The sequence below is a fragment of the Streptomyces tricolor genome (assembly GCF_002155905.1).
Taxonomy (GTDB): Bacteria; Actinomycetota; Actinomycetes; order Streptomycetales; family Streptomycetaceae; genus Streptomyces; species Streptomyces tricolor.
This window is the reverse complement of record NZ_MUMF01000162.1, coordinates 17,920-36,251: the sequence shown is the minus strand read 5'-3', so window position 1 is coordinate 36,251 and position 18,332 is coordinate 17,920. Positions and strand designations below refer to the sequence as shown.

The 18,332-nt window shown below is 70.0% G+C and carries 17 protein-coding genes; 13 read left to right on the top strand and 4 right to left on the bottom strand.

Going from position 1 to position 18,332, the window contains the following annotated elements; translation table 11 throughout:
- From CCN44_RS12970 to CCN44_RS12955, 4 genes are all read left to right on the top strand, one after another.
- On the top strand, positions 1 to 432 hold a 432-nt coding region (locus CCN44_RS12970; protein WP_158103098.1), incomplete at its 5' end, for a M48 family metalloprotease.
- Between the two features lie 39 nt (positions 433 to 471).
- Complete coding sequence (gene pspAB / locus CCN44_RS12965) at positions 472 to 1,050, top strand: PspA-associated protein PspAB (RefSeq protein WP_033314350.1); 579 nt, start codon at positions 472 to 474, stop codon at positions 1,048 to 1,050.
- Between the two features lie 379 nt (positions 1,051 to 1,429).
- The gene (locus CCN44_RS12960) at positions 1,430 to 1,732 is read left to right on the top strand and encodes a heavy-metal-associated domain-containing protein (protein ID WP_033314351.1); all 303 of its coding nucleotides are present in this window, start codon (positions 1,430 to 1,432) and stop codon (positions 1,730 to 1,732) included.
- Between the two features lie 115 nt (positions 1,733 to 1,847).
- Complete coding sequence (locus CCN44_RS12955) at positions 1,848 to 4,130, top strand: heavy metal translocating P-type ATPase (protein WP_086697721.1); 2,283 nt, start codon at positions 1,848 to 1,850, stop codon at positions 4,128 to 4,130.
- A gap of 538 nt (positions 4,131 to 4,668) precedes the next feature.
- Here CCN44_RS12955 and CCN44_RS12945 read toward each other — a convergent pair.
- On the bottom strand, positions 4,669 to 4,986 hold the full coding sequence (locus CCN44_RS12945; protein ID WP_051814997.1) for a metal-sensitive transcriptional regulator: 318 nt from the start codon (positions 4,984 to 4,986) through the stop codon (positions 4,669 to 4,671).
- 255 nt (positions 4,987 to 5,241) lie between these two features.
- Between CCN44_RS12945 and CCN44_RS12940 the strand changes: the two genes are divergently transcribed.
- Positions 5,242 to 7,101, top strand: a complete 1,860-nt coding sequence (locus CCN44_RS12940; protein WP_033314355.1) for a PA domain-containing protein — start codon at positions 5,242 to 5,244, stop codon at positions 7,099 to 7,101.
- A gap of 402 nt (positions 7,102 to 7,503) precedes the next feature.
- Here the strand turns inward: CCN44_RS12940 and CCN44_RS12935 are convergent, their stop codons facing one another.
- A complete protein-coding gene (locus tag CCN44_RS12935; RefSeq protein WP_158103097.1) occupies positions 7,504 to 9,912 on the bottom strand; it encodes a hypothetical protein in 2,409 nt (802 codons plus the stop codon).
- A gap of 454 nt (positions 9,913 to 10,366) precedes the next feature.
- Here CCN44_RS12935 and CCN44_RS12930 point away from each other — a divergent pair, with 454 nt between their 5' ends.
- Complete coding sequence (locus CCN44_RS12930) at positions 10,367 to 10,957, top strand: TlpA family protein disulfide reductase (protein WP_237480928.1); 591 nt, start codon at positions 10,367 to 10,369, stop codon at positions 10,955 to 10,957.
- Positions 10,954 to 11,727, top strand: a complete 774-nt coding sequence (locus CCN44_RS12925; RefSeq protein WP_033314357.1) for a cytochrome c biogenesis CcdA family protein — start codon at positions 10,954 to 10,956, stop codon at positions 11,725 to 11,727. The genes CCN44_RS12930 and CCN44_RS12925 overlap by 4 nt, the downstream gene beginning before the upstream one ends.
- 114 nt (positions 11,728 to 11,841) lie before the next feature.
- Here CCN44_RS12925 and CCN44_RS12920 read toward each other — a convergent pair whose 3' ends face one another.
- On the bottom strand, positions 11,842 to 12,069 hold the full coding sequence (locus CCN44_RS12920) for a hypothetical protein (protein WP_237480930.1): 228 nt from the start codon (positions 12,067 to 12,069) through the stop codon (positions 11,842 to 11,844).
- A 75-nt stretch (positions 12,070 to 12,144) separates the two neighbouring features.
- Positions 12,145 to 13,344 carry a DegT/DnrJ/EryC1/StrS family aminotransferase gene (locus tag CCN44_RS12915; RefSeq protein WP_078625778.1) on the bottom strand — a complete coding sequence of 400 codons (1,200 nt, stop codon included), beginning with the start codon at positions 13,342 to 13,344 and terminating at the stop codon, positions 12,145 to 12,147.
- A gap of 356 nt (positions 13,345 to 13,700) precedes the next feature.
- Here CCN44_RS12915 and CCN44_RS12910 point away from each other — a divergent pair, with 356 nt between their 5' ends.
- The 6 genes from CCN44_RS12910 (at position 13,701) to CCN44_RS12880 (ending at position 18,136) form a co-directional block, all read left to right on the top strand.
- A complete protein-coding gene (locus tag CCN44_RS12910; RefSeq protein ID WP_033314359.1) occupies positions 13,701 to 13,904 on the top strand; it encodes a DUF2933 domain-containing protein in 204 nt (67 codons plus the stop codon).
- 427 nt (positions 13,905 to 14,331) lie between these two features.
- The gene (locus CCN44_RS12905) at positions 14,332 to 14,538 is read left to right on the top strand and encodes a hypothetical protein (protein ID WP_033314360.1); all 207 of its coding nucleotides are present in this window, start codon (positions 14,332 to 14,334) and stop codon (positions 14,536 to 14,538) included.
- A 420-nt stretch (positions 14,539 to 14,958) separates the two neighbouring features.
- A complete protein-coding gene (locus tag CCN44_RS12895; protein WP_033314362.1) occupies positions 14,959 to 15,414 on the top strand; it encodes a hypothetical protein in 456 nt (151 codons plus the stop codon).
- Between the two features lie 17 nt (positions 15,415 to 15,431).
- A complete protein-coding gene (lnt, locus tag CCN44_RS12890; protein ID WP_051814995.1) occupies positions 15,432 to 17,006 on the top strand; it encodes an apolipoprotein N-acyltransferase in 1,575 nt (524 codons plus the stop codon).
- 18 nt (positions 17,007 to 17,024) lie between these two features.
- Positions 17,025 to 17,888, top strand: a complete 864-nt coding sequence (lgt, locus tag CCN44_RS12885) for a prolipoprotein diacylglyceryl transferase (RefSeq protein ID WP_033314363.1) — start codon at positions 17,025 to 17,027, stop codon at positions 17,886 to 17,888.
- On the top strand, positions 17,885 to 18,136 hold the full coding sequence (locus CCN44_RS12880; RefSeq protein ID WP_033314364.1) for a hypothetical protein: 252 nt from the start codon (positions 17,885 to 17,887) through the stop codon (positions 18,134 to 18,136). Before lgt ends, CCN44_RS12880 begins: the two co-directional genes overlap by 4 nt.
- Positions 18,137 to 18,332 lie beyond the last annotated feature (196 nt).

Below are 18,332 nucleotides of genomic sequence, written 5' to 3'. Positions count from 1 at the left end.
TTCCTGGGCGTGATCGCCGGGCTCATCGTCCGCTTCGCCTTCTACTCCCAGCTGTTCGGCGGCCGCAGCCGCGACCAGAACACCGCAGTGGCGCTCGCCCTGGTCATGGCGGTCTCCGCCCTGGTCTACGCGATCAGCTTCCTGCTGATCCGGGCACTGTCCCGCTACCGCGAACTGGCCGCCGACCGCGCCGGCGCCATGCTCACCGCGAAGCCCTCCGCCCTGGCCTCGGCCCTGACCAAAGTCACCGGCGACGTCGCCCGCATCCCCACCCAGGACCTGCGCACCGCCCAGGCGTTCAACGCCTTCTTCTTCACCCCCGCCCTCGGGCCCGGCACCACGGTGGCCAACCTGTTCTCCACGCACCCCACCCTGGAACGCCGCCTGGAGGCGCTCGCGGAGATCTCCACAGAGCTGGGCGAGACGGCATGAGCACGGTGAACCGGAACCGACAGAAAGGAGCTGATCGGCGTGGGTTTTCTGGATGTCCTGTTCGGGCGGAGCAAGCCGGTCAAACCTGACCTCGACCAGCTCTTCGGCCTGCCCTCGGCGGCGATCACCCTTCAGGCGGCCGTCGGCTTCACCTCGACGGGAACGGGCTCGGTCTGCTTCGCCAGCATCGAAGGCGGCGCGTTCGCGCAAGTCCAACGGGACGTTCGGGCCCTGCTGGACGCGGACCCCGAACGCAGCGGGATGCCCGTGGAGTTCAGCCGCGACGACTACGGCTACTCGTGGCTGCTCTCCCGCCGCGACCCCGACGACCTGCCGGCCCTCGTCAACGACCTGCACGCGGTGAACACCGCCCTGCAGGACAGCGGCTTCGGTCCCCAGCTGCTCTGCTCCCTCGTCACCTTCCGTGACGCCGAGCTCCGCCCCCTCGCACTGGTCTACCTCTACAAACGGGGCACCTTCTACCCCTTCGCGCCCCTGCCCGGTGAGAAGCGCGACAGCCCGCTCGAACTACAGGTCAAGGCCATCGTCAAGGACGACCTGCGCCTCGAGCAGGACCTGACTCGCTGGTTCCCCCTCTGGGGCGCCCCTGGCCTGTGACTGCCCGATGAGACTCGGTCCGTGGGTCAGGGATGCCAACCTGATGACCGTCAGCGCCTCGGGGTGCACACCCCCCGTTCAGGAGGACGACGGGGCAGCGTCTGACTCCCGGGGCAACCCCGTCCACAGTGGCGGGACCGTCCCGGATTCTCACCCGGTTACTGCTCACCGTCGACGCGATGTGGCGTTGTCGTCGCAGGTCACGACAGCCTACTAAGCAAATTAGCGAGCGGGGCCCGCTTCAAGTAGATCGCGTGGGCAGCATCACAGGGTGACGGAATACCCCTAGGGGGTATAGTGTTGGCATTGGCCGGGAGAGGCAGGGAAGCGGCGTCCCTCCCGGAAACGACCCACGCATCCAGACCCCGAGGAAGAAGCCATGACCACCGAGACGAACACCACCGAGACGGCCGCCGGCTCCTGCTGCGGTTCCTGCGGCTCCGGCACCACGGTCGACGTCCAGGGCGTCGGCGTCACCACCGTCTACAAGGTGTCCGGCATGACCTGCGGCCACTGTGAGGGCGCGGTCTCGAAGGAGATCTCCGAGCTGGACGGCGTCACCGCGGTCCAAGCCGTCGCCAAGACCGGTGAGGTGACCGTCACCTCCACCGCCCCGCTCGACGAGGAGGCCGTACGCGCCGCCGTCGACGAGGCGGGCTACGAGCTCGTCGGCCGCGCCTGACAGCTCAGCCGGGGTCCACGACGGCTCCGGATACGCGAATTCCTCCCCGCGCCGGGACGTATCGCTCCGCTCATACGGACGCTGTGCGTCCCGGCCTCCCCCTGGAGATACGCACATGACCAGCACGGCTCCCGAGAAGGCAGTCCGCGACACAGCGCCCGTACCCACCTCCGAGATCGAGCTCTCCATCGGCGGCATGACCTGCGCCTCGTGCGCGGCCCGCATCGAGAAGAAGCTCAACCGCATGGACGGTGTTACGGCGACTGTCAACTACGCCACCGAGAAGGCGAAGGTCTCCTACCCGGATGGCATCGAGATCGCCGATCTCATCGCCACCGTAGAGAAGACTGGGTACACCGCCGAGGAGCCGCCTCCGCCCGTGCCCGCCACCGCCGATGAGCGTGCGGGCGAGGCGGCTCCGGCGGCGGACGGTGAACTGCTGTCGCTGCGGCAGCGTCTGTACGTGTCGCTGGTGCTCACCGTGCCCGTCGTGGCGATGGCGATGGTCCCGGCCCTGCAGTTCGACAACTGGCAGTGGCTGTCGCTGACCCTGGCCGCACCGGTCGTGGTCTGGGGCGCCTTCCCCTTCCACAAGGCCGCCTGGACGAACGCCCGCCACGGCGCCGCGACCATGGACACCCTGGTGTCCATCGGCACGCTCGCCGCACTCGGCTGGTCGCTGTGGGCACTGTTCTTCGGACACGCCGGGATGCCGGGCATGCGGCACGGCTTCGAGTTCACCATCTCCCGCGGGGACGGCTCCTCCTCCATCTACTTGGAGGCTGCGGCCGGTGTGACCACCTTCATCCTCGCCGGGCGCTACCTGGAGGCGAAGTCCAAGCGCAAGGCGGGGGCGGCACTGCGGGCGCTCATGGAACTGGGCGCGAAGGACGTCTCGGTTCTACGCGGGGGCAAGGAAGTACGCATCCCTGTCGCGCAGTTGGCCGTCGGTGACCGCTTCGTCGTACGGCCCGGGGAGAAGGTCGCCACCGACGGGACCGTCGTCGAGGGCGCGTCGGCGGTGGACGCCTCCATGCTGACCGGCGAGTCCGTGCCGGTCGACGTGACCGTCGGCGACGCCGTGACCGGCGCGACCGTGAACGCCGGGGGCCGAATCGTCGTCGAGGCAACCCGGGTGGGCTCCGACACGCAGCTCGCCCGCATGGCCAGGCTCGTCGAGGACGCGCAGAACGGCAAGGCCGAGGTGCAGCGCCTCGCCGACCGGATCTCCTCCGTCTTCGTCCCCGTGGTCATTCTCCTCGCCCTCGGCACCCTGCTGACCTGGCTGTTCGTGACCGGGGACGCGACCGCCGCCTTCACCGCCGCTGTCGCGGTCCTGATCATCGCCTGCCCGTGCGCGCTGGGCCTGGCCACTCCGACCGCCCTCATGGTCGGCACCGGCCGGGGCGCCCAGCTCGGCATCCTCATCAAGGGCCCCGAGGTCCTGGAGTCCACCCGCCGCGTCGACACGATCGTCCTGGACAAGACCGGCACGGTGACCACGGGACGGATGCAGCTGCAGGACGTGTTCACCGCACCAGGCGTGGAGGAAGGCGAACTGCTGCGGCTGGCGGGCGCGTTGGAGCACGCCTCGGAGCACCCGATCGCCCAGGCCATCGCCTCCGGTGCGGCCGATCGGGCCGGAAACCTTCCGGTGCCGGAGAACTTCGAGAACGTCGCCGGCCTCGGGGTGCAGGGCGTCGTCGACGGGCACGCGGTGGTTGTGGGCCGCGAGAAGCTCCTGAAGGAGTGGGTCATCGAACTGCCCACGGAACTGGCCGAGGCCAAGGCCGCCGCAGAGGCCGAGGGCCGCACTGCGGTCGCCGTGGCCTGGGACGGCGAGGCGCGCGGTGTCCTCACGGTCGCCGACGCCATCAAGGAGACCAGTGCGGAAGCGGTGGCCGAACTGCGCCGGCTGGGCCTGAAGCCCGTGCTGCTGACCGGCGACAACCAGCTCGTCGCCGAGTCCGTGGCCAGGACCGTCGGCATCGACGAGGTCATCGCCGAAGTCCTGCCCGAGGACAAGGTGGACGTCGTCAAGCGACTGCAGAGCGAGGGCCGTACGGTCGCGATGGTCGGCGACGGCGTCAACGACGCGGCCGCCCTCGCCACCGCCGACCTGGGCCTGGCCATGGGCACCGGCACGGACGCGGCGATCGAGGCCGGCGACCTCACCCTCGTGCGCGGCGACCTGCGGGTGGCGGCCGACGCGATCCGCCTCTCCCGCAGGACCCTGTCCACCATCAAGGGCAACCTCTTCTGGGCCTTCGGCTACAACGTCGCAGCCATCCCGCTCGCCGCCCTCGGCATGCTCAACCCGATGATCGCGGGCGCCGCGATGGCGTTCTCCTCGGTCTTCGTGGTGACCAACAGCCTGCGGCTTCGGTCCTTCAAGTAAGCGCGTCGGCAAGACGGTTGACTGCGGCGCCCGGCTCTTCCAGCCGGGCGCCGCGCCGTTGGGTCGTCTCGGGGGCCCTGTCCACTCAGTCGCCGAGTGTGTCCAGGAGGTGCCCCACCTCGGTTTTGAAGGCGTCCGGGCGTTCCAGCATGGGCATGTGGCCGGTGCGTTCGAGAATGACGGTCTCCAGCGGGGCGGTGGCACGCGCGCAGCCTCCCAGCCGAGAGACGGGTGAGTAGTCACTCGCGTAAGCAACAGTGCGCGGGGGCGGGTGGATGGACACTGGGCATCTCCCCTGCCGACGCGCCGAAGGATGCGCGCACGGGCAGGCGCCTCGGAGGACGTGTCCACCTCCCCTGCCCGTGCGCGCGGCATGTGGGGTGAGACTGCGGGAACACCGGTCGGTGCCACCGCTACTCCTGGCGCCCACAACCGGCGAAGGTGAGTCTACGGACTAGCCTGCCACCAGCCGCACAGGTCCGGCACGAACCATGCGCCGCCACTGAGGCGCCGGCCGCCACAAGCTCCCCGGCCGGGATCACGTACGCAGCAGTCGTTCGATGGCCTGCGACGCCTCGGTGACCTTGTCCCGGGCCACCTCTCCCCCGGCCACCATGGCTTCGCGCACGCAGTGGTCCAGGTGCTTCTCCAGCAGCTGCATGGCCACGGCCTGGAGACTCTTCGTGGTCGCCGCGACCTGCGTGAGCACGTCGATGCAGTACTTATCCTCCTGCACCAAGCGCTGCAGGCCACGAACCTGCCCCTCGATACGACGGAGTCGCTTGAGGACGGCGTCCTTGTCGTCGTGGTAGCCCGGCGGCGCCTGGTCGACCTCGACTTGTTCCACTTGCTCCATACCCCCCAAGGGTATTACGTCGCGGTACCGAAGGGAAGTGGACGCACCTCCGCGCCGCAGGCCCAGGGCCCGGTCACCCATCGGCAGCTACGCCGTGACCGCGGGTGCCTCCGCCAAGTCCCGGCAAAATACGATCTCGTAAAAGACCTTTCGGTAGAGCTTTGCACTAAGTACCTTCCGGATGCCGGTCAGTTGGTGACCGGCATCACCTCGTTATGGGCCGGTAACCCCGGCCGCACGAGTGGGAGGTCAAGCATGCGCAAGGCCCACAGACGGACCGGCGTGGGCGTGCTCGCGGCGGCACTCTTCGCCACGACAGCTCTCGCCGGTTCCTCACAGGCACATGACGGCGTTTCAGCGACCGACGGCGCCATCGACAACGCTGCGGCCACACACGGCCACGACCAGCACGGCGGCAGCGAAGGACACCTGCCGGCCACCCAGAAGAACGTCCGCCTGGTCAGCAAACTCAAGCTGAGCAACGTCGTCGAGGGAAAGATCGCCGACGTCGGCGTCTACAAGGGCTACGCCTACCTCGCCTCCTGGGGCGGCGTCGGCTGCGACAACACCGGCGTGTACGTGGTCGACATCCGCAAGCCCAGCAAGCCCAAGGAGGTCGGCTTCATCCCCGCCCCGGCCGGCAGCGCTCCCGGCGAGGGCATCCAGACGGTGCACCTGTCCACGCCGTCCTTCAACGGCGACGTACTCGTCAGCAACAACGAGATCTGCGGCGAGACCGGCTCCGGCGGCATGAACATCTACGACGTCACAGACCCCACCAAGCCGAAGACGCTCGCCGAGGGCGTCGGCGACTTCACCCTCGAGGGCGAGACGACGGAGACCGCCCGCCAGATCCACAGCGTGTTCGCTTGGGACGCGGGCCGCAAGGCGTACGCCGTGATCGTCGACAACGAAGAGGGCACCGACGTCGACATCATGGACATCACCGACCCGACCAAGCCGCAGCTCATAGCCGAGTACGACCTCGACGAAACCTTCCCGCAGATCCTCCAGGCCGCCCCGGACAACCTCACCGAGGTCTTCCTGCACGACATGGTCGTCAAGAACATCCGCGGCCGACAGGTCCTGCTGGCCTCCTACTGGGACGCGGGTTACGTGGCGCTCGACGCGACCGACCCCAAGAACCTCAAGTACATCGGCGACACGGACTTCACCAACCCCGATCCCGAGGGCACCGCGGCTGGGCGTGACGTGGCACCGGAAGGCAATGGCCACCAGGCGGAGTTCACTCTCGGCAACCGGTATGTGATCGGCGCCGACGAGGACTTCGGCCCGTACGCGCTGTCGGCACGCAACCTGGACGACGGCACAGCCATCACGGCCGGCCAGGGCATCCCGCTGGAGACGGGCAAGAGCATCACCGGCGACACGGTGTACGTCGGCCTCGGTTGCAACGACAGCCCTGCCGTCCCCGCGGGCGACCCGGCCGCGGTGGACATCGCCGTTGTGGAGCGAGGCGTGTGCACCTTCACTGAAAAGGTCGCCAACGTCGAGGCGGCGGGCGGCTACGACGCCATCCTCGTCTTCAACCGCCCGGGCTCGGACGCCTGCGACACGCAGAGCGGCATGACCGTCGAGGGCACCCTCCCGACCTTCGGCGTCGCACCGCGCGGGCAGGGCTTCGCCGTCTTCGACCAGCCGTACAGCAACGACGACTGCCTCGCCGGCACCGGTCCCGCCACCCTGCCGGTGGACATCGGCACGAAGGGCGACAGGCTCACCTTCTCGTCGTACTTCGACGGCTGGGGCTATGTCCACCTCTACCGCAACAAGGGCGGGAAGATGACCGAGCTGGACACCTATGCCATCCCGGAGGGCCAGGACCCCGCGTACGCCTCCGGCTTCGGTGACCTGAGCGTCCACGAGGTGGCGACCTCGGGCGTCCGGCCCGACCTGGCTTACTTCTCCTACTACGCCGGCGGATTCCGGGTCACGAAGATCAAGAACGACAAGCTCGTGGAAGTCGGCCGCTTCATAGACGAAGGCGGCAACAACTTCTGGGGCGTCGAGACCTTCAACTCCTTCGGGAAGGAGTACGTCGCGGCATCCGACCGAGACTTCGGGCTCTACATCTTCCAGTACACGGGACACTGAGGTGATCTGAGCGCGGCGGGGTCCCACACGGCATCAGAGCCAGAGGCGGGGCCCCGCCCGGCGCGCACCTCATGCAAGGTCCACGGGGTCGGTCCGGTCCCCTCGCCAGGTCGACAACGGGAGAGCTTTCGGCCCCGCACGTCAGCCAGTAGCCCTGGAACAGTCACCGGACACGACGAGGCGCAGCCTCAGGCACAGGCCCAACATCCTCTTGAGCAGGACGATTTCGACCGACCCCACACCGCACACCGATCGGCAGGGGCGACTCGAGGGAGTCAGCGAAAGCTCTCCGATACGCATAAAGGAGAGCATACCCCTAGGGGGTAACATGACGGCGTCCTGGCCGATTGGGGAGCGGGCTCGGAGCGCAGGGCCCCCTTGCCGTCAGAGGGCCGCTCACCGTCATGCGGCGCCCTCGCCCTCACGTAGCTCCTGCGGCCCGGGCAGCGCGATCCACGGCGGCGCCAGATCCTCCACGTACTCCCGGAAGTCCCGCTCCTCCTCCGGATCCGAGAGATCGAAGAGCGGACTGAGCGGCCAGACCGGGCGCCCGTCGACCCACGGCGCGACCGTTTCGAAATCCCCCGGCACGGAACGAAGTTCGGCCGTGCCCTCCCGGGGCAGCCAGTCGACCAGGCGAGAGCGGAGCGTGCCCGGCACGGCTTCCAGCAGGGCGAAGGGGCGGTTCTCGCCCTCGGCGAAGAACACCAGCTGCGGCGGCGCCTTGGCCGGGTCCTCGGTGTCGGGCAGCAGCAGATAGTCGGCCGTCCTGGTCTCGGCGCCGCGGGCGGCCGCCAGCACGCGGCGCATGACCCGCGAGCCGGACACACCGCACCACCCCATGCGGATCAGCGCGGCCGCCGCGACCCCACCACTGATCCACAGCCCGCGATCGAGGCCCGAATCGCCGGGGAGGCGGGCGGCGGACGGAGACTCCACGGCGTACTCGACGGTGAGCCAATCACCTTCGCCTGCGGCGGGTTCGTCCCCGTAGAAGAGGTCCGTGGTGACCTTACGGCCGTCGGCCGTACGGAAGGTGACCTCGGCGTCACTGGGCACGAGCCACGGGGAGAGCGGGAAGCCGTCGTCGTAGCGAATGGTCACGGTGGCCCGCGCGGTCGCCGTCTCGGAACCCCACAGCTGCAACGCCGTCGCCCACCACCAGCCCGAGAGACCCGCCGTGGCAGCGAGGACGAAGAGACCGCCCCAGGAGACCCCGGACGCCAGCGCCAGCCGCCGCAGCCGCGGCGAGCGCCACCACCCCGTGGTACGGATGTCGGGCTCGGCCGGTCCCGGGCGGGTGGCTGCCGCCCCGCCGTTCAAGCGTGAGGTGAGCCAGCGGGAGACGGCGGCTAGATGGGCACGATCCAGTACGTCCTCCGAGCGGGCGTCGCCACCAGCGAGCGCCAGGACCGGCTTCCCCAGGGGCACCGGAGCGTCCCGGTCGGCGTCCCGGGTCCCCGGCCCCGATCGGGACGGGACATCGGACCGCCCGCCCGCCGCACGAACCCGGAACACGATGCCCGCCGCCGCGAGGCCCAGGAAGACCGCCGTGCCGCCACCGAGCACCCACGGAGTGATCCCACGGTCGAATGCCTCGCCGCGCAGCGGCCCGGCTGGTGCGGTGACCTCCAGGGACTGGCCGGCCTCGACAGCACGGTCGTCGCAGTCGACCCCTGCGCTCTGCCGGGTCCCGTCCCAGGGATCCCGCCAGCTGACCTCGCAGACGTACTCCTCGGTGCCCGTGACCGTGGCCCGCACCGTCGCGCCGAAGCCGTACGCGGAGAGCAGCACCCCCGCGCCGGCCAGCCCGAGCACCCCGGCCACGACGCTCCACCACGGGACCATGGCGGCGGCCCTCCGAAGGGCGGACGGCTCCCGGCTCGCCGGGCCGTCGCGCAGATACCGGCGCAGCGCCCGCAGCCGGGCGACATCGCCGAGCGAGGCGGTCGCGGTGCCGACGAGTCCGCCCGTGCCGGTCACCACCAGGCCCAGCGTCAGGATGAACGGCGAGTCTTCGAGGTCGGCGGCCTCGCCGCGCACGGGCCACGGCCGGGCGGATATCCGCAGCGGATCGCCGGCCCGTTCATCGCCGTAGCAGTCGACGCCCGCCGTACGCGTGTCGCCGCTCCACGGGTCCTGCCAGCGCACCGAGCAGACGCCGTCGCGCTTGGCGGTGACCTCCGCGGTGACGGACTTGCCGAGGACGAAGGTGTGCAGGCCGAAGAGACCGAGCAGCAGTGCCGCCATCAGCGCCAGCGCGGCCGGACGGGGCACTCTCAGCGCCCGCCGCGCGGAGAGGCGGAACGCCTCGTGCGGCGGCCTGGTCGCCGATCCGGCGGCCGGACCCGCCGGCTCGGTGAGCACGCCCGCCAGGAACGGCACCGCCAATTCCGGAACGCGCAGGCGCAGCACGGCGGCCCCGTCCGGCGGCCCGTAGACGATGGTCACCTGCCGCGCGGCAAGCGACCCTTCGTGAGGGAATCCCCGGAGGGGGACCGTGTCCAGCACCCGCCCGCCACGGGCCACCGGGAACGGACCGCGCAAGTCGTCGACGAAGTACGGCGGACCGTCCCCGTCCGGCACCCACAGGTCACCCTTGATCGGCCGGGCCGGCCAGGACTCCCCGTCGCCCGCCAGCCTGGCCCGTATACCCAGCGACCCCGCGCGGCCCGGGCCGGGCCACAGCGGTCGGTCCCGCCAGTCCGCCAAGGCGTTCGCCAGTACGACGGCCAGACCTGCGCAGACCATGAACACCAGATAACCGACCACCGTGACCCACCCCTCGCTCCACAGGCAGGATCGAGCCACTCGGCGATCCGCTGTGGCGAATATACGAGCGGCGGCAGCACCGAGTGCGGCAGGGCTCCCGGGGATGGCGGAGACCCCCGCTGAGTTACTTCCGCCGCACTGGACGTGCGGACCCGTCCTCGCCGCGGGCTCTCCGTATGGCCGTACGTCGACGGCGGCGGCATCCTCGCCCCCACCATCGCGTACAAGCCACCCGCCCTCCGAGCAGGCGTCGGCCTGAACACGCCCGCCACACGCGGTGGGATCACAGCCCCGGCCACCCTTCGGTGCCCCCGGCTGAAGGAAGCCCGAGAAGTACACCTAAGCTACTTAGCAGCTTCTCGCTATTGGTGAAGGAGAGACAGCCGTGGCCCCAACGGCACCCCACACGCAGTCCGCTCCCATGACGTCACGGGTGGAGTGGGGCGCCGGCCGGGCAGAGGCACGTCCCCGAACGCGGCGGCAGGCTGCGGGTGTGATCGCGGCCGCTCTGCTGCTCGCCGCGTGCGGGACGAGTACGACATCTGGTTCCTCGGACGCCAAGCAGGCAGCCGGCTCCGGCAGCCAGCAGGGGCTCACCCAGTACCCGGCAGGCAAGCGCCCCATGGCCCCCGACCTCAGCGGCAAGACGATCACCGGCGACCGGCTGGACCTGGCCGACCTGCGCGGCAAGGTGATCGTGCTCAACGTGTGGGGGTCCTGGTGCGCGCCGTGCCGCGCCGAGGCGCCCGATCTGAAGAAGGTGTCCGAGGAGGCATACGACCTCGGCGTGCGGTTCGTCGGCATCGACACGCGCGACAACGACGCGGCGGCGCGGGCCTTCGAGCGGAACTACGGCATCACGTACCCCAGCTTCCGCGACCCCGACGGAAAGCTGCTCCTGCGCTTCAACGGCCGCATCCCGCTCGCGGCGGTCCCCAGCACTGTGTTGATCGACCGCGACGGGCGTATCGCCGCCCGCGTGATCGGCGCGATCACCTATGCGACGCTGCGCGAGCTGGTGAAGGATCTCGCCGCGGAGGAAGCGCAGAAGGCGGAGAAGAACGGCGGAGGTACTGCCAAGTGACGCTCGCCGCCGGTGTCGGCGAGACGGTCCTGGCGGGCCCGCTCGTCCTCGCCCTCCTCCTGGCCCTCGCCGCCGGAGCCCTGTCCTTCTTCTCGCCCTGCTGCCTTCCACTGGTCCCGGGCTACCTCTCGTACGTCGCCGGCATGTCCGGCGCGGGTGCCGCCGATGCGGCGAGGCGAGCGGCGCGCTGGCGGGTCCTGGTCGGGTGCCTGCTGTTCGTGGTCGGTTTCGCCGCCGTCTTCACCAGCTACGGCGCGCTGTTCGGTGGTGCCGGCGCCGTGCTGCTGGCGCAGCAGCGCACACTCGGCATCGTGCTGGGCTCGCTGACCATCGTGCTCGGCCTGGTCTTCGCGGGGCTGCTCGACAAGCTGCCGCTGGCCGGGTTCAGCTGGCGGCCCTCCTTCCGGCCCGGCGCGGGCCTCGCGGGGGCGCCGCTGCTCGGAGCCCTCTTCGCGATCGGCTGGACACCGTGCATCGGCCCTACGCTCGCGGCCGTCCTGTCCCTGGCGGCGGACAGTGCGAGCGCCGGGCGCGGGGCCGTCCTGTCGTTCACGTACAGCCTCGGCCTCGGCATCCCCTTTCTGCTCGCGGCGGCATCGTTCGATGGCGCGATGCGGCGCTTCGCCTGGGCACGGCGGCACGCACGGACGGTGATGCGAGGCGGCGGAGTCCTGCTGGTGGCAGTGGGGATCATGCAGGTGACCGGCTGGTGGGGGCAGCTGATCGCCGAGCTTCAGACCCTCATCACCGGCTTCCAGCTCCCGCTGTAATGGGCCCGTCGCGCGAGGGGCAGGCCGGTCCCCCACCCGGAGAAACCGCCGAGCCGACCGGCACGGGCGACTCTCGTCCATTGGCTCGCACCAGGCAGTTTCGCTTGAGGCCCTTCAGGCCGAAGGACCCGTGCGAGAGCGCCGCACATCCTGCACAAGCGCGTAGAGCGCGCTCAGGAAGATCGCAGCTCCGGCTCCGATCCAGACAGCCGATGCCCCGGTTCTGTACTCACGAATGGCAAGCATGAGAAGCGCCATGCTGACGAGGACCCCGAAGACCGAGATCAGAATGCTGATGCGGTGAGCCACATGGACATCATCAACGACGAACCCGCTCAGCATGAGTGATCCAAACGAAACGGCCGTCGCCGAGAAGCAGCGCGGGAAGGACGACGCTGGCGAGGCCCGAACCCGGGGTCACAGCCCCGGCGCCTGATCCCGGAGGGTTGAGCCGGACACCGGTTCCGCCGGTTGCGGATCCTCCCGTTGCAGCAACCGCATCATCCTCCGCGCCTGGAGGGGGTCCACCGGCAGCGCGTGCGCCGCGAACCAGCGGGCCGCTTCAGGCGCCGGCGACGGCTCCACGAACTCCGGTCCGGCGAAGTCGTCCAGGGGCGGGTCGTACACATACCCGGTCACCACACCGCGCCGCTCCAGACGGGCTACCAGCGTGTCCCGATCGCGCACCATCAGGGGTACGCGGAACAGCGGCGGCACATGGCGGTCCTCAACCCCCTCCGCGACCGCGCCACGCACACCCGCGGCGGCCCATACCGTGCCGCCCAGCAGCCTCGTCCCCTCACGGCGCCGGGACAGGTCCGCGTCCAGGCCGCTCATCCGCCGCCGCAGCGCGCGCTGCAGTACGCGTCCATGGTCCCTGCGGTATCCGTGCAGATCGACTCGCACCCAGCGGTCGAAGGCCCCAAGGTCCGGACTGTGGCCCGTCGTCACCCGCAGAAGGCGTTCGTGCAGCTCCATACGGAAGTGTTCGCGCTCCAGCAGCCCCAGGGCGCGCATGGTCTCCCACACGGGCCGGACCAGATGAAGCCGCTGTACCGCGGCGCGCGCGATGGGGCGCAGGGCGTTTGCCAGGTCCTGGTGCAGTTGTCGCGGCGTCAGCAGCTCATCACGCAGGTGTTCAAGCGCCTTGCGGTCGCCCGGATCCTCCGGAGCCAGGAATCCGCCGCCGGTCGCCCCCGCGTGCTTGCCCAGGCTGAAGGCCGCAGCGGTTCCGAAGGTGCCGATCGGGCGGTCGCCCAGCGCCGTACCGATCGCGTGTGCCGCGTCCTCCAGGAGAGGAATGCCCATGCGGTCGCACCGCCTGCGCAACTCGGCCGCGTCGTCCGGCATCCCGTACAGGTTGGTCGTCAGAACGGCATCCACGCTGCGCCAGGTCGATGCCGGTACCGCGCGGATGTCGATGTTGCCGTCCCGAGGGGACACCGGCGCCATAACGGGACGCAGCCCCGCCGCCAGCACGACGAACAGCATCACGTCGTCGTTGACCGGCGACATCAGCACGCTTCCCCCGGGAGGGCACCAGCGACGTAGTGCCAGGTACACACCCAGTCGACACGACGGGACATACACGCACTCCCGGCCGAGCCGCTCGCGCATCAGATCCTCGAGGGCACCGCCGGCCGAGAGCGACGGACCCGATGACTGTCCTGACCCCACGGCTTCCCCCCTTTCCGTCGGTGGCCCCCGAGACTTCCCCGAGGCGCGGAGTGACGCGCGATGGCCAGATCCCAACCGGTGATCGCCCGTGCGGGGTCCGGCGGAGGACGCGATGCCACACTAAGTAAGTTAGTAGACTGACGCAAGCAAGCCAGCCCACCCCGGACGTAACAGTCCCGCAGCCACCTTCCGCGCATGGATATCGGGAGACTGGCGCCAACTCCCCCAACTATCTAAACTTCTTAGTAGCTTCCGTGGGTTCGGCGAGCGATCCACACCCCACCGGGAGGGGCCCCATGCCTCAGGTTCTGTATCCGCTACTCCTCCTGGCCTGCCCGATCGGCATGGGCCTGATGATGTGGTTCATGATGCGAGGAGGCTCGCACGCGCTGCAGCGAAACGACTCGGCATCGAGCCGGGCCGAGCTTGACGAGCTGCGCAGGGAGATCGCGGAGTTGCGCGCCGCGCAGAAGGACACGCCGCAGCCTTTGCGGAACTGAGCCCGGGAGCGACAACAACCCCATGGCCACGGCAGCGGCAGTGACCGCTGCACTGCCCTTCGCCGCGACCCTCTACGCCACGGCCCGCACGGTCACCTCGCACCAGAGCTGGCGCCCACCTCTCACCCCCGCAAGGGAAGGCGCGCGCCTCACTCGCGCAGACCGCACCGCCCCCGGACCAAATGCCCAGCAATGCGGCCCGGACGTCGCACCTCCGCCGCCCACGCCCACGAAACTCACCGTCAACTTCACCAGTCACACCGCAACCAGCACGCGAGCGACATCGAGAGATGCACTTAGCGACCAAGCCGCCACACGGCGCAATGGGCACGGCAGGCTGGCACGTACCCCTCCCCCCATCTAGCCTACTTAGTAGAAGCCGTGCAGCGGTTTCGATGAGCGCTCCACAGTGCACCCGGAGGCCCCTATGCCTCAGTCCCTCTATCCACTGCTCCTCCTGGCCTGCCCGATCGGCATGGGCCTGATGATGTGGTTCATGACGCGCGGGGGGCTGCACACATCACGGCGAAGCGGCTCGATCGACTCACCCGCGACGCACTCCGAGCTGGACGAGCTGCGCAAGGAAGTCGCCGAGCTGCGCGCCGCACAGAAGGACACACGCGAAACCTTGTGAACTGGGCCTTGGTCCCATGGCCGCGATAGCGATACTGATCGGCGGCCTGCTTCTCGCCGCGATCTTCTACGACATAGCTCGGCTGGTCAGCACATACCAGAGCCGGCGCCCTCCCCTGTCCCGTATCAGGGGCAGGCGCGCGGCGCTTGAGGATGAGGAGCGGTGGTGCGCCGGCCTACTGCTGCACGGACGGATCGACACAGCCTCCTACCAGCGACGCATGACCGGCCTTGCCCATGGCCAGCGCGTCATCGAGCCTCGGCCCCGCCATTCTCGCCATTGATCCATCGATCAAGCCCTCATTGCTACTAAGGCGATTAGTGACTTAGCATGGCCGCCAGACGCCGACCGGAGACGTCCCTAGGCGCCCCCCGTTCGCCGGGCCCTCCGGTCGGCGGTCCGATCCCGAGGAGCAGCCCCATGCGCACCTGGCCCGCCCGCAGATGGGTCGTGGCAGTAGCGGTGACACTGATCGCCGCACTCGTCATCGGCGTCCCAACAGGCGTCGTACCGACCCCCTTCTACACGCGGATGACTCCGGTGTTGTGGTGGAACTACCCGGTGTGGCTGGTCAGCTCCGCGCTCGAGGGGCTCCTGGTGGCCACGTACGTCCGCATCGGCCCGGCCGACGTCCCCGCGGCCGGGCCGCCCGAGCGTCCCCGTACCGTTCGCGCCCTCGGCGCGGGACTGCTGTCGGCCTTCGCGGTCGGCTGTCCGATCTGCAACAAGCTCGTGGTGCTGGCCATTGGTGTCAGCGGCGCCCTGTCGTACTTCGCGCCGGTGCAGCCGGTGCTCGCCGTGGCGTCGGTAGCCCTGCTCGTCCATGCGCTGGTCCGGCGACTGCGCACCGCGAACGTCTGCGCAGTGCCTTCGTGAGGGCCGGTCCTCCGCGCGTGCCCCGCCCCAGTGCGGCCACGCTCCGTTCCTGGGCAGCGGCCTCCACCGGTGGACTGCTGCTTTACGCCTCGTTCCCGCCGGTCGGATGGTGGTTCCTGGCCCCGCTCGGTCCGGCTCTGCTGATCATGGCGGTGCACGGGCGGCGCGCCCGGTCCGCCTTCGCCGCGGGCGGGATCTTCGGCCTCGCCTTCCTCGCCCCGCTGATCATCTGGCTGGCGAACCTCGGCCTGGTCCCGTGGCTCGCCCTCACGGCGGTCCAGGCCCTGTTCTTCGCGCTCGCCGCGATGCCGCTGCCCCGCTTGCTCGCGCTGCCGGCCTGGCCGCTGTACACCGCCGCGTGGTGGGTGGCCCTGGAGGCGGTACGTGGTCGGGCCCCGCTCGGCGGCTTCCCCTGGGGACGACTGGCCTTCGCGCAGGCGGATGCCCCCTATGCGGGCTGGGCCGCAGTCGGCGGCGGCCCAGCCCTCTCCTTCGTCGTCGCGCTCCTGGGATCACTGCTGGTGTACGGCGTGACGGAGTGGCGCGGCGGCCGTCGGCACATCAGCGCGGCCGTGGGCCTCGGCTCGGTCGCCCTGATCACGACACCGGTCGTCCTCCCCACCCCGGGACCATCCGGGCCGAGCGCCGTGGTCGCCGTCGTCCAGGGCAACGTCGAACGCGAGCGCACGCTGGAGGAGCAGGCCCGAGTGCGCGGCGTCGCACAAAACCATGCCCGTGAGACCAAGGCCCTGGCCGACGCCGTACGTCGCGGCGAGGTCCCACGTCCGGACGTCGTCCTGTGGCCGGAGAACTCCCTCGACGGCGATCCGGGACGCAATCCGGAGCTCGGCTCGCTGGTCGCCGACTCGGTCCGGGAACTGGACAGCCCCCTCCTGATCGGCGCCATGCTGGAAGCCCCCGGCGACCGGGCCTACAACGCCGGCCAGCTGTGGCTGCCCGGCCAGGGCCCGGCCTCCTGGTATGCCAAGCGCCAGCTCGTCCCCTTCGGCGAGTACATCCCGGCACGCTCGCTCCTCGGCGGTCTCGGCGCGCTCCAACTCATCCCCCGCGACCTGCTGCCGGGCACCTCGACGGCCCCACTGGAGGCGGGGCGGGCGCGGCTCGGTGACGTGATCTGCTACGAGATCGCGTACGACGACCGGGTCCGCGACACCGTACGGGCGGGCGCCAACCTCCTCGTCGTCCAGACGAACAACGCGACGTACGAGCGCGGCATCCAGGCCGGGCAGTCCGAGCAGCAGCTCGCGATGGCCCGCATCCGCGCGATCGAGTACGGACGCGCGGTCGCCCTCGCCTCGACGAGCGGGGTCAGCGCCATCGTCGGGCCGGACGGACAGGTCATGGACCGGCTGGGGACCTGGCGTGGCGGTCACCTGGTGGAGCGCGTGCCGCTCGCTTCGCAGCTCACCCTCTCCGAGTGGCTCGGCGTATGGCCCGAGGTGCTGCTGGGGGCGCCCGTGCTCGTCGGGCTCCTGCTGTTCGTACGGCGCGCCCGGCGCGTTGCCGTCCCGCCCACGACGACCGACGGTGGGTCCGAGCATGACCGGCAATTTACTAATCTACTTAGCTGAATCGCCTATAGTGCGGATATGCAACTCGCCGCACTGCCCAGCCCCTCGACCGGAGTCCTGTACCTGGGTCCGGTACCGCTCAGGGCGTACGCCTTCTGCATCATCATCGGCGTCTTCGTCGCCGTCTGGCTCGGCACGCGCCGCTGGGTGGCCCGCGGCGGCAAGAAGGAGACGGTCGCCGACATCGCCATCTGGGCCGTGCCCTTCGGGCTCGTCGGCGGCCGCATTTACCACGTGATCACCAGCCCGGACGCGTACTTCGGCGAGGGCGGCGAGCCCATCAAGGCCCTGTACGTCTGGGAGGGCGGCCTCGGCATCTGGGGCGCCATCGCGCTGGGCGGCCTCGGCGCCTGGATCGCGTGCCGCCGCCACGGGGTCTCGTTCCCGGCGTACGCGGACGCGGTCGCGCCCGGCATCGCCATCGCGCAGGCCATCGGGCGGTGGGGCAACTGGTTCAACCAGGAACTCTTCGGCCGCCCGACGACCCTCCCCTGGGGCCTGGAGATCTCCCCGGACAAGCGACCTGAGGGCTACGCGGACGTGGCGACGTTCCACCCCACCTTCCTGTACGAGTCGCTGTGGGACGTGGGCGTCGCGGTACTGGTCATCTGGGCCGGCGCGCGCTTCGCCATGGGCCACGGACGGGCCTTCGCGCTCTACGTGGCCGCGTACACCGCGGGCCGGTTCTGGATCGAGTACCTGCGGATCGACGAGGCGCACCAGTTCCTGGGCCTGCGGCTGAACAACTGGACCTCGGTCGCGGTGTTCGCCGGCGCCGTCGCCTACCTGGTCATCTCGGCCCGGCGGCGCCCGGGCGTGGAGGACATCACGCAGAGGGACACCGGGGCGGATGCCCCCGCAGCGGAGAAGGCGAGCGCATGAGCGACAGCAGCAGCATCAAGCACAACAAGGTCAAGATCGGGAGGGTGCACACCCGGTCCGTGCCGAACAGGATCTTCGGATGGTCCCTGTTCTGCCTGAGCCTGGTGGTCATCGTGGTGAACTGGATCGAGGAGTTCAGCGACCTGGAGGTCCTCCCCGGCGGTCACTCCGTTTTCTACCTGGCGGGCGGTGTGGTGGCAGCCGTCATCGGGCTCTGGCGGGCCGGCGTGATGGACGCGAAGTCGTAGGCGCTTCTCGCCGCATGCCCGCTCGCGGCCATCCCGACGCGTCGGTGCTCCGCTGCCCGAGCATGTGGCCAACTGGGTGGGCCGGTCGGCACGCCGCCAAGGTACGGGCCAGCTGGGGCGGAAGGTCAGGCCGCCGGTTCAGCGCGGTCGAGGTCGCGGCTGCGCCTTCGTATCAGGAACGGTCGACAGCGCCCTG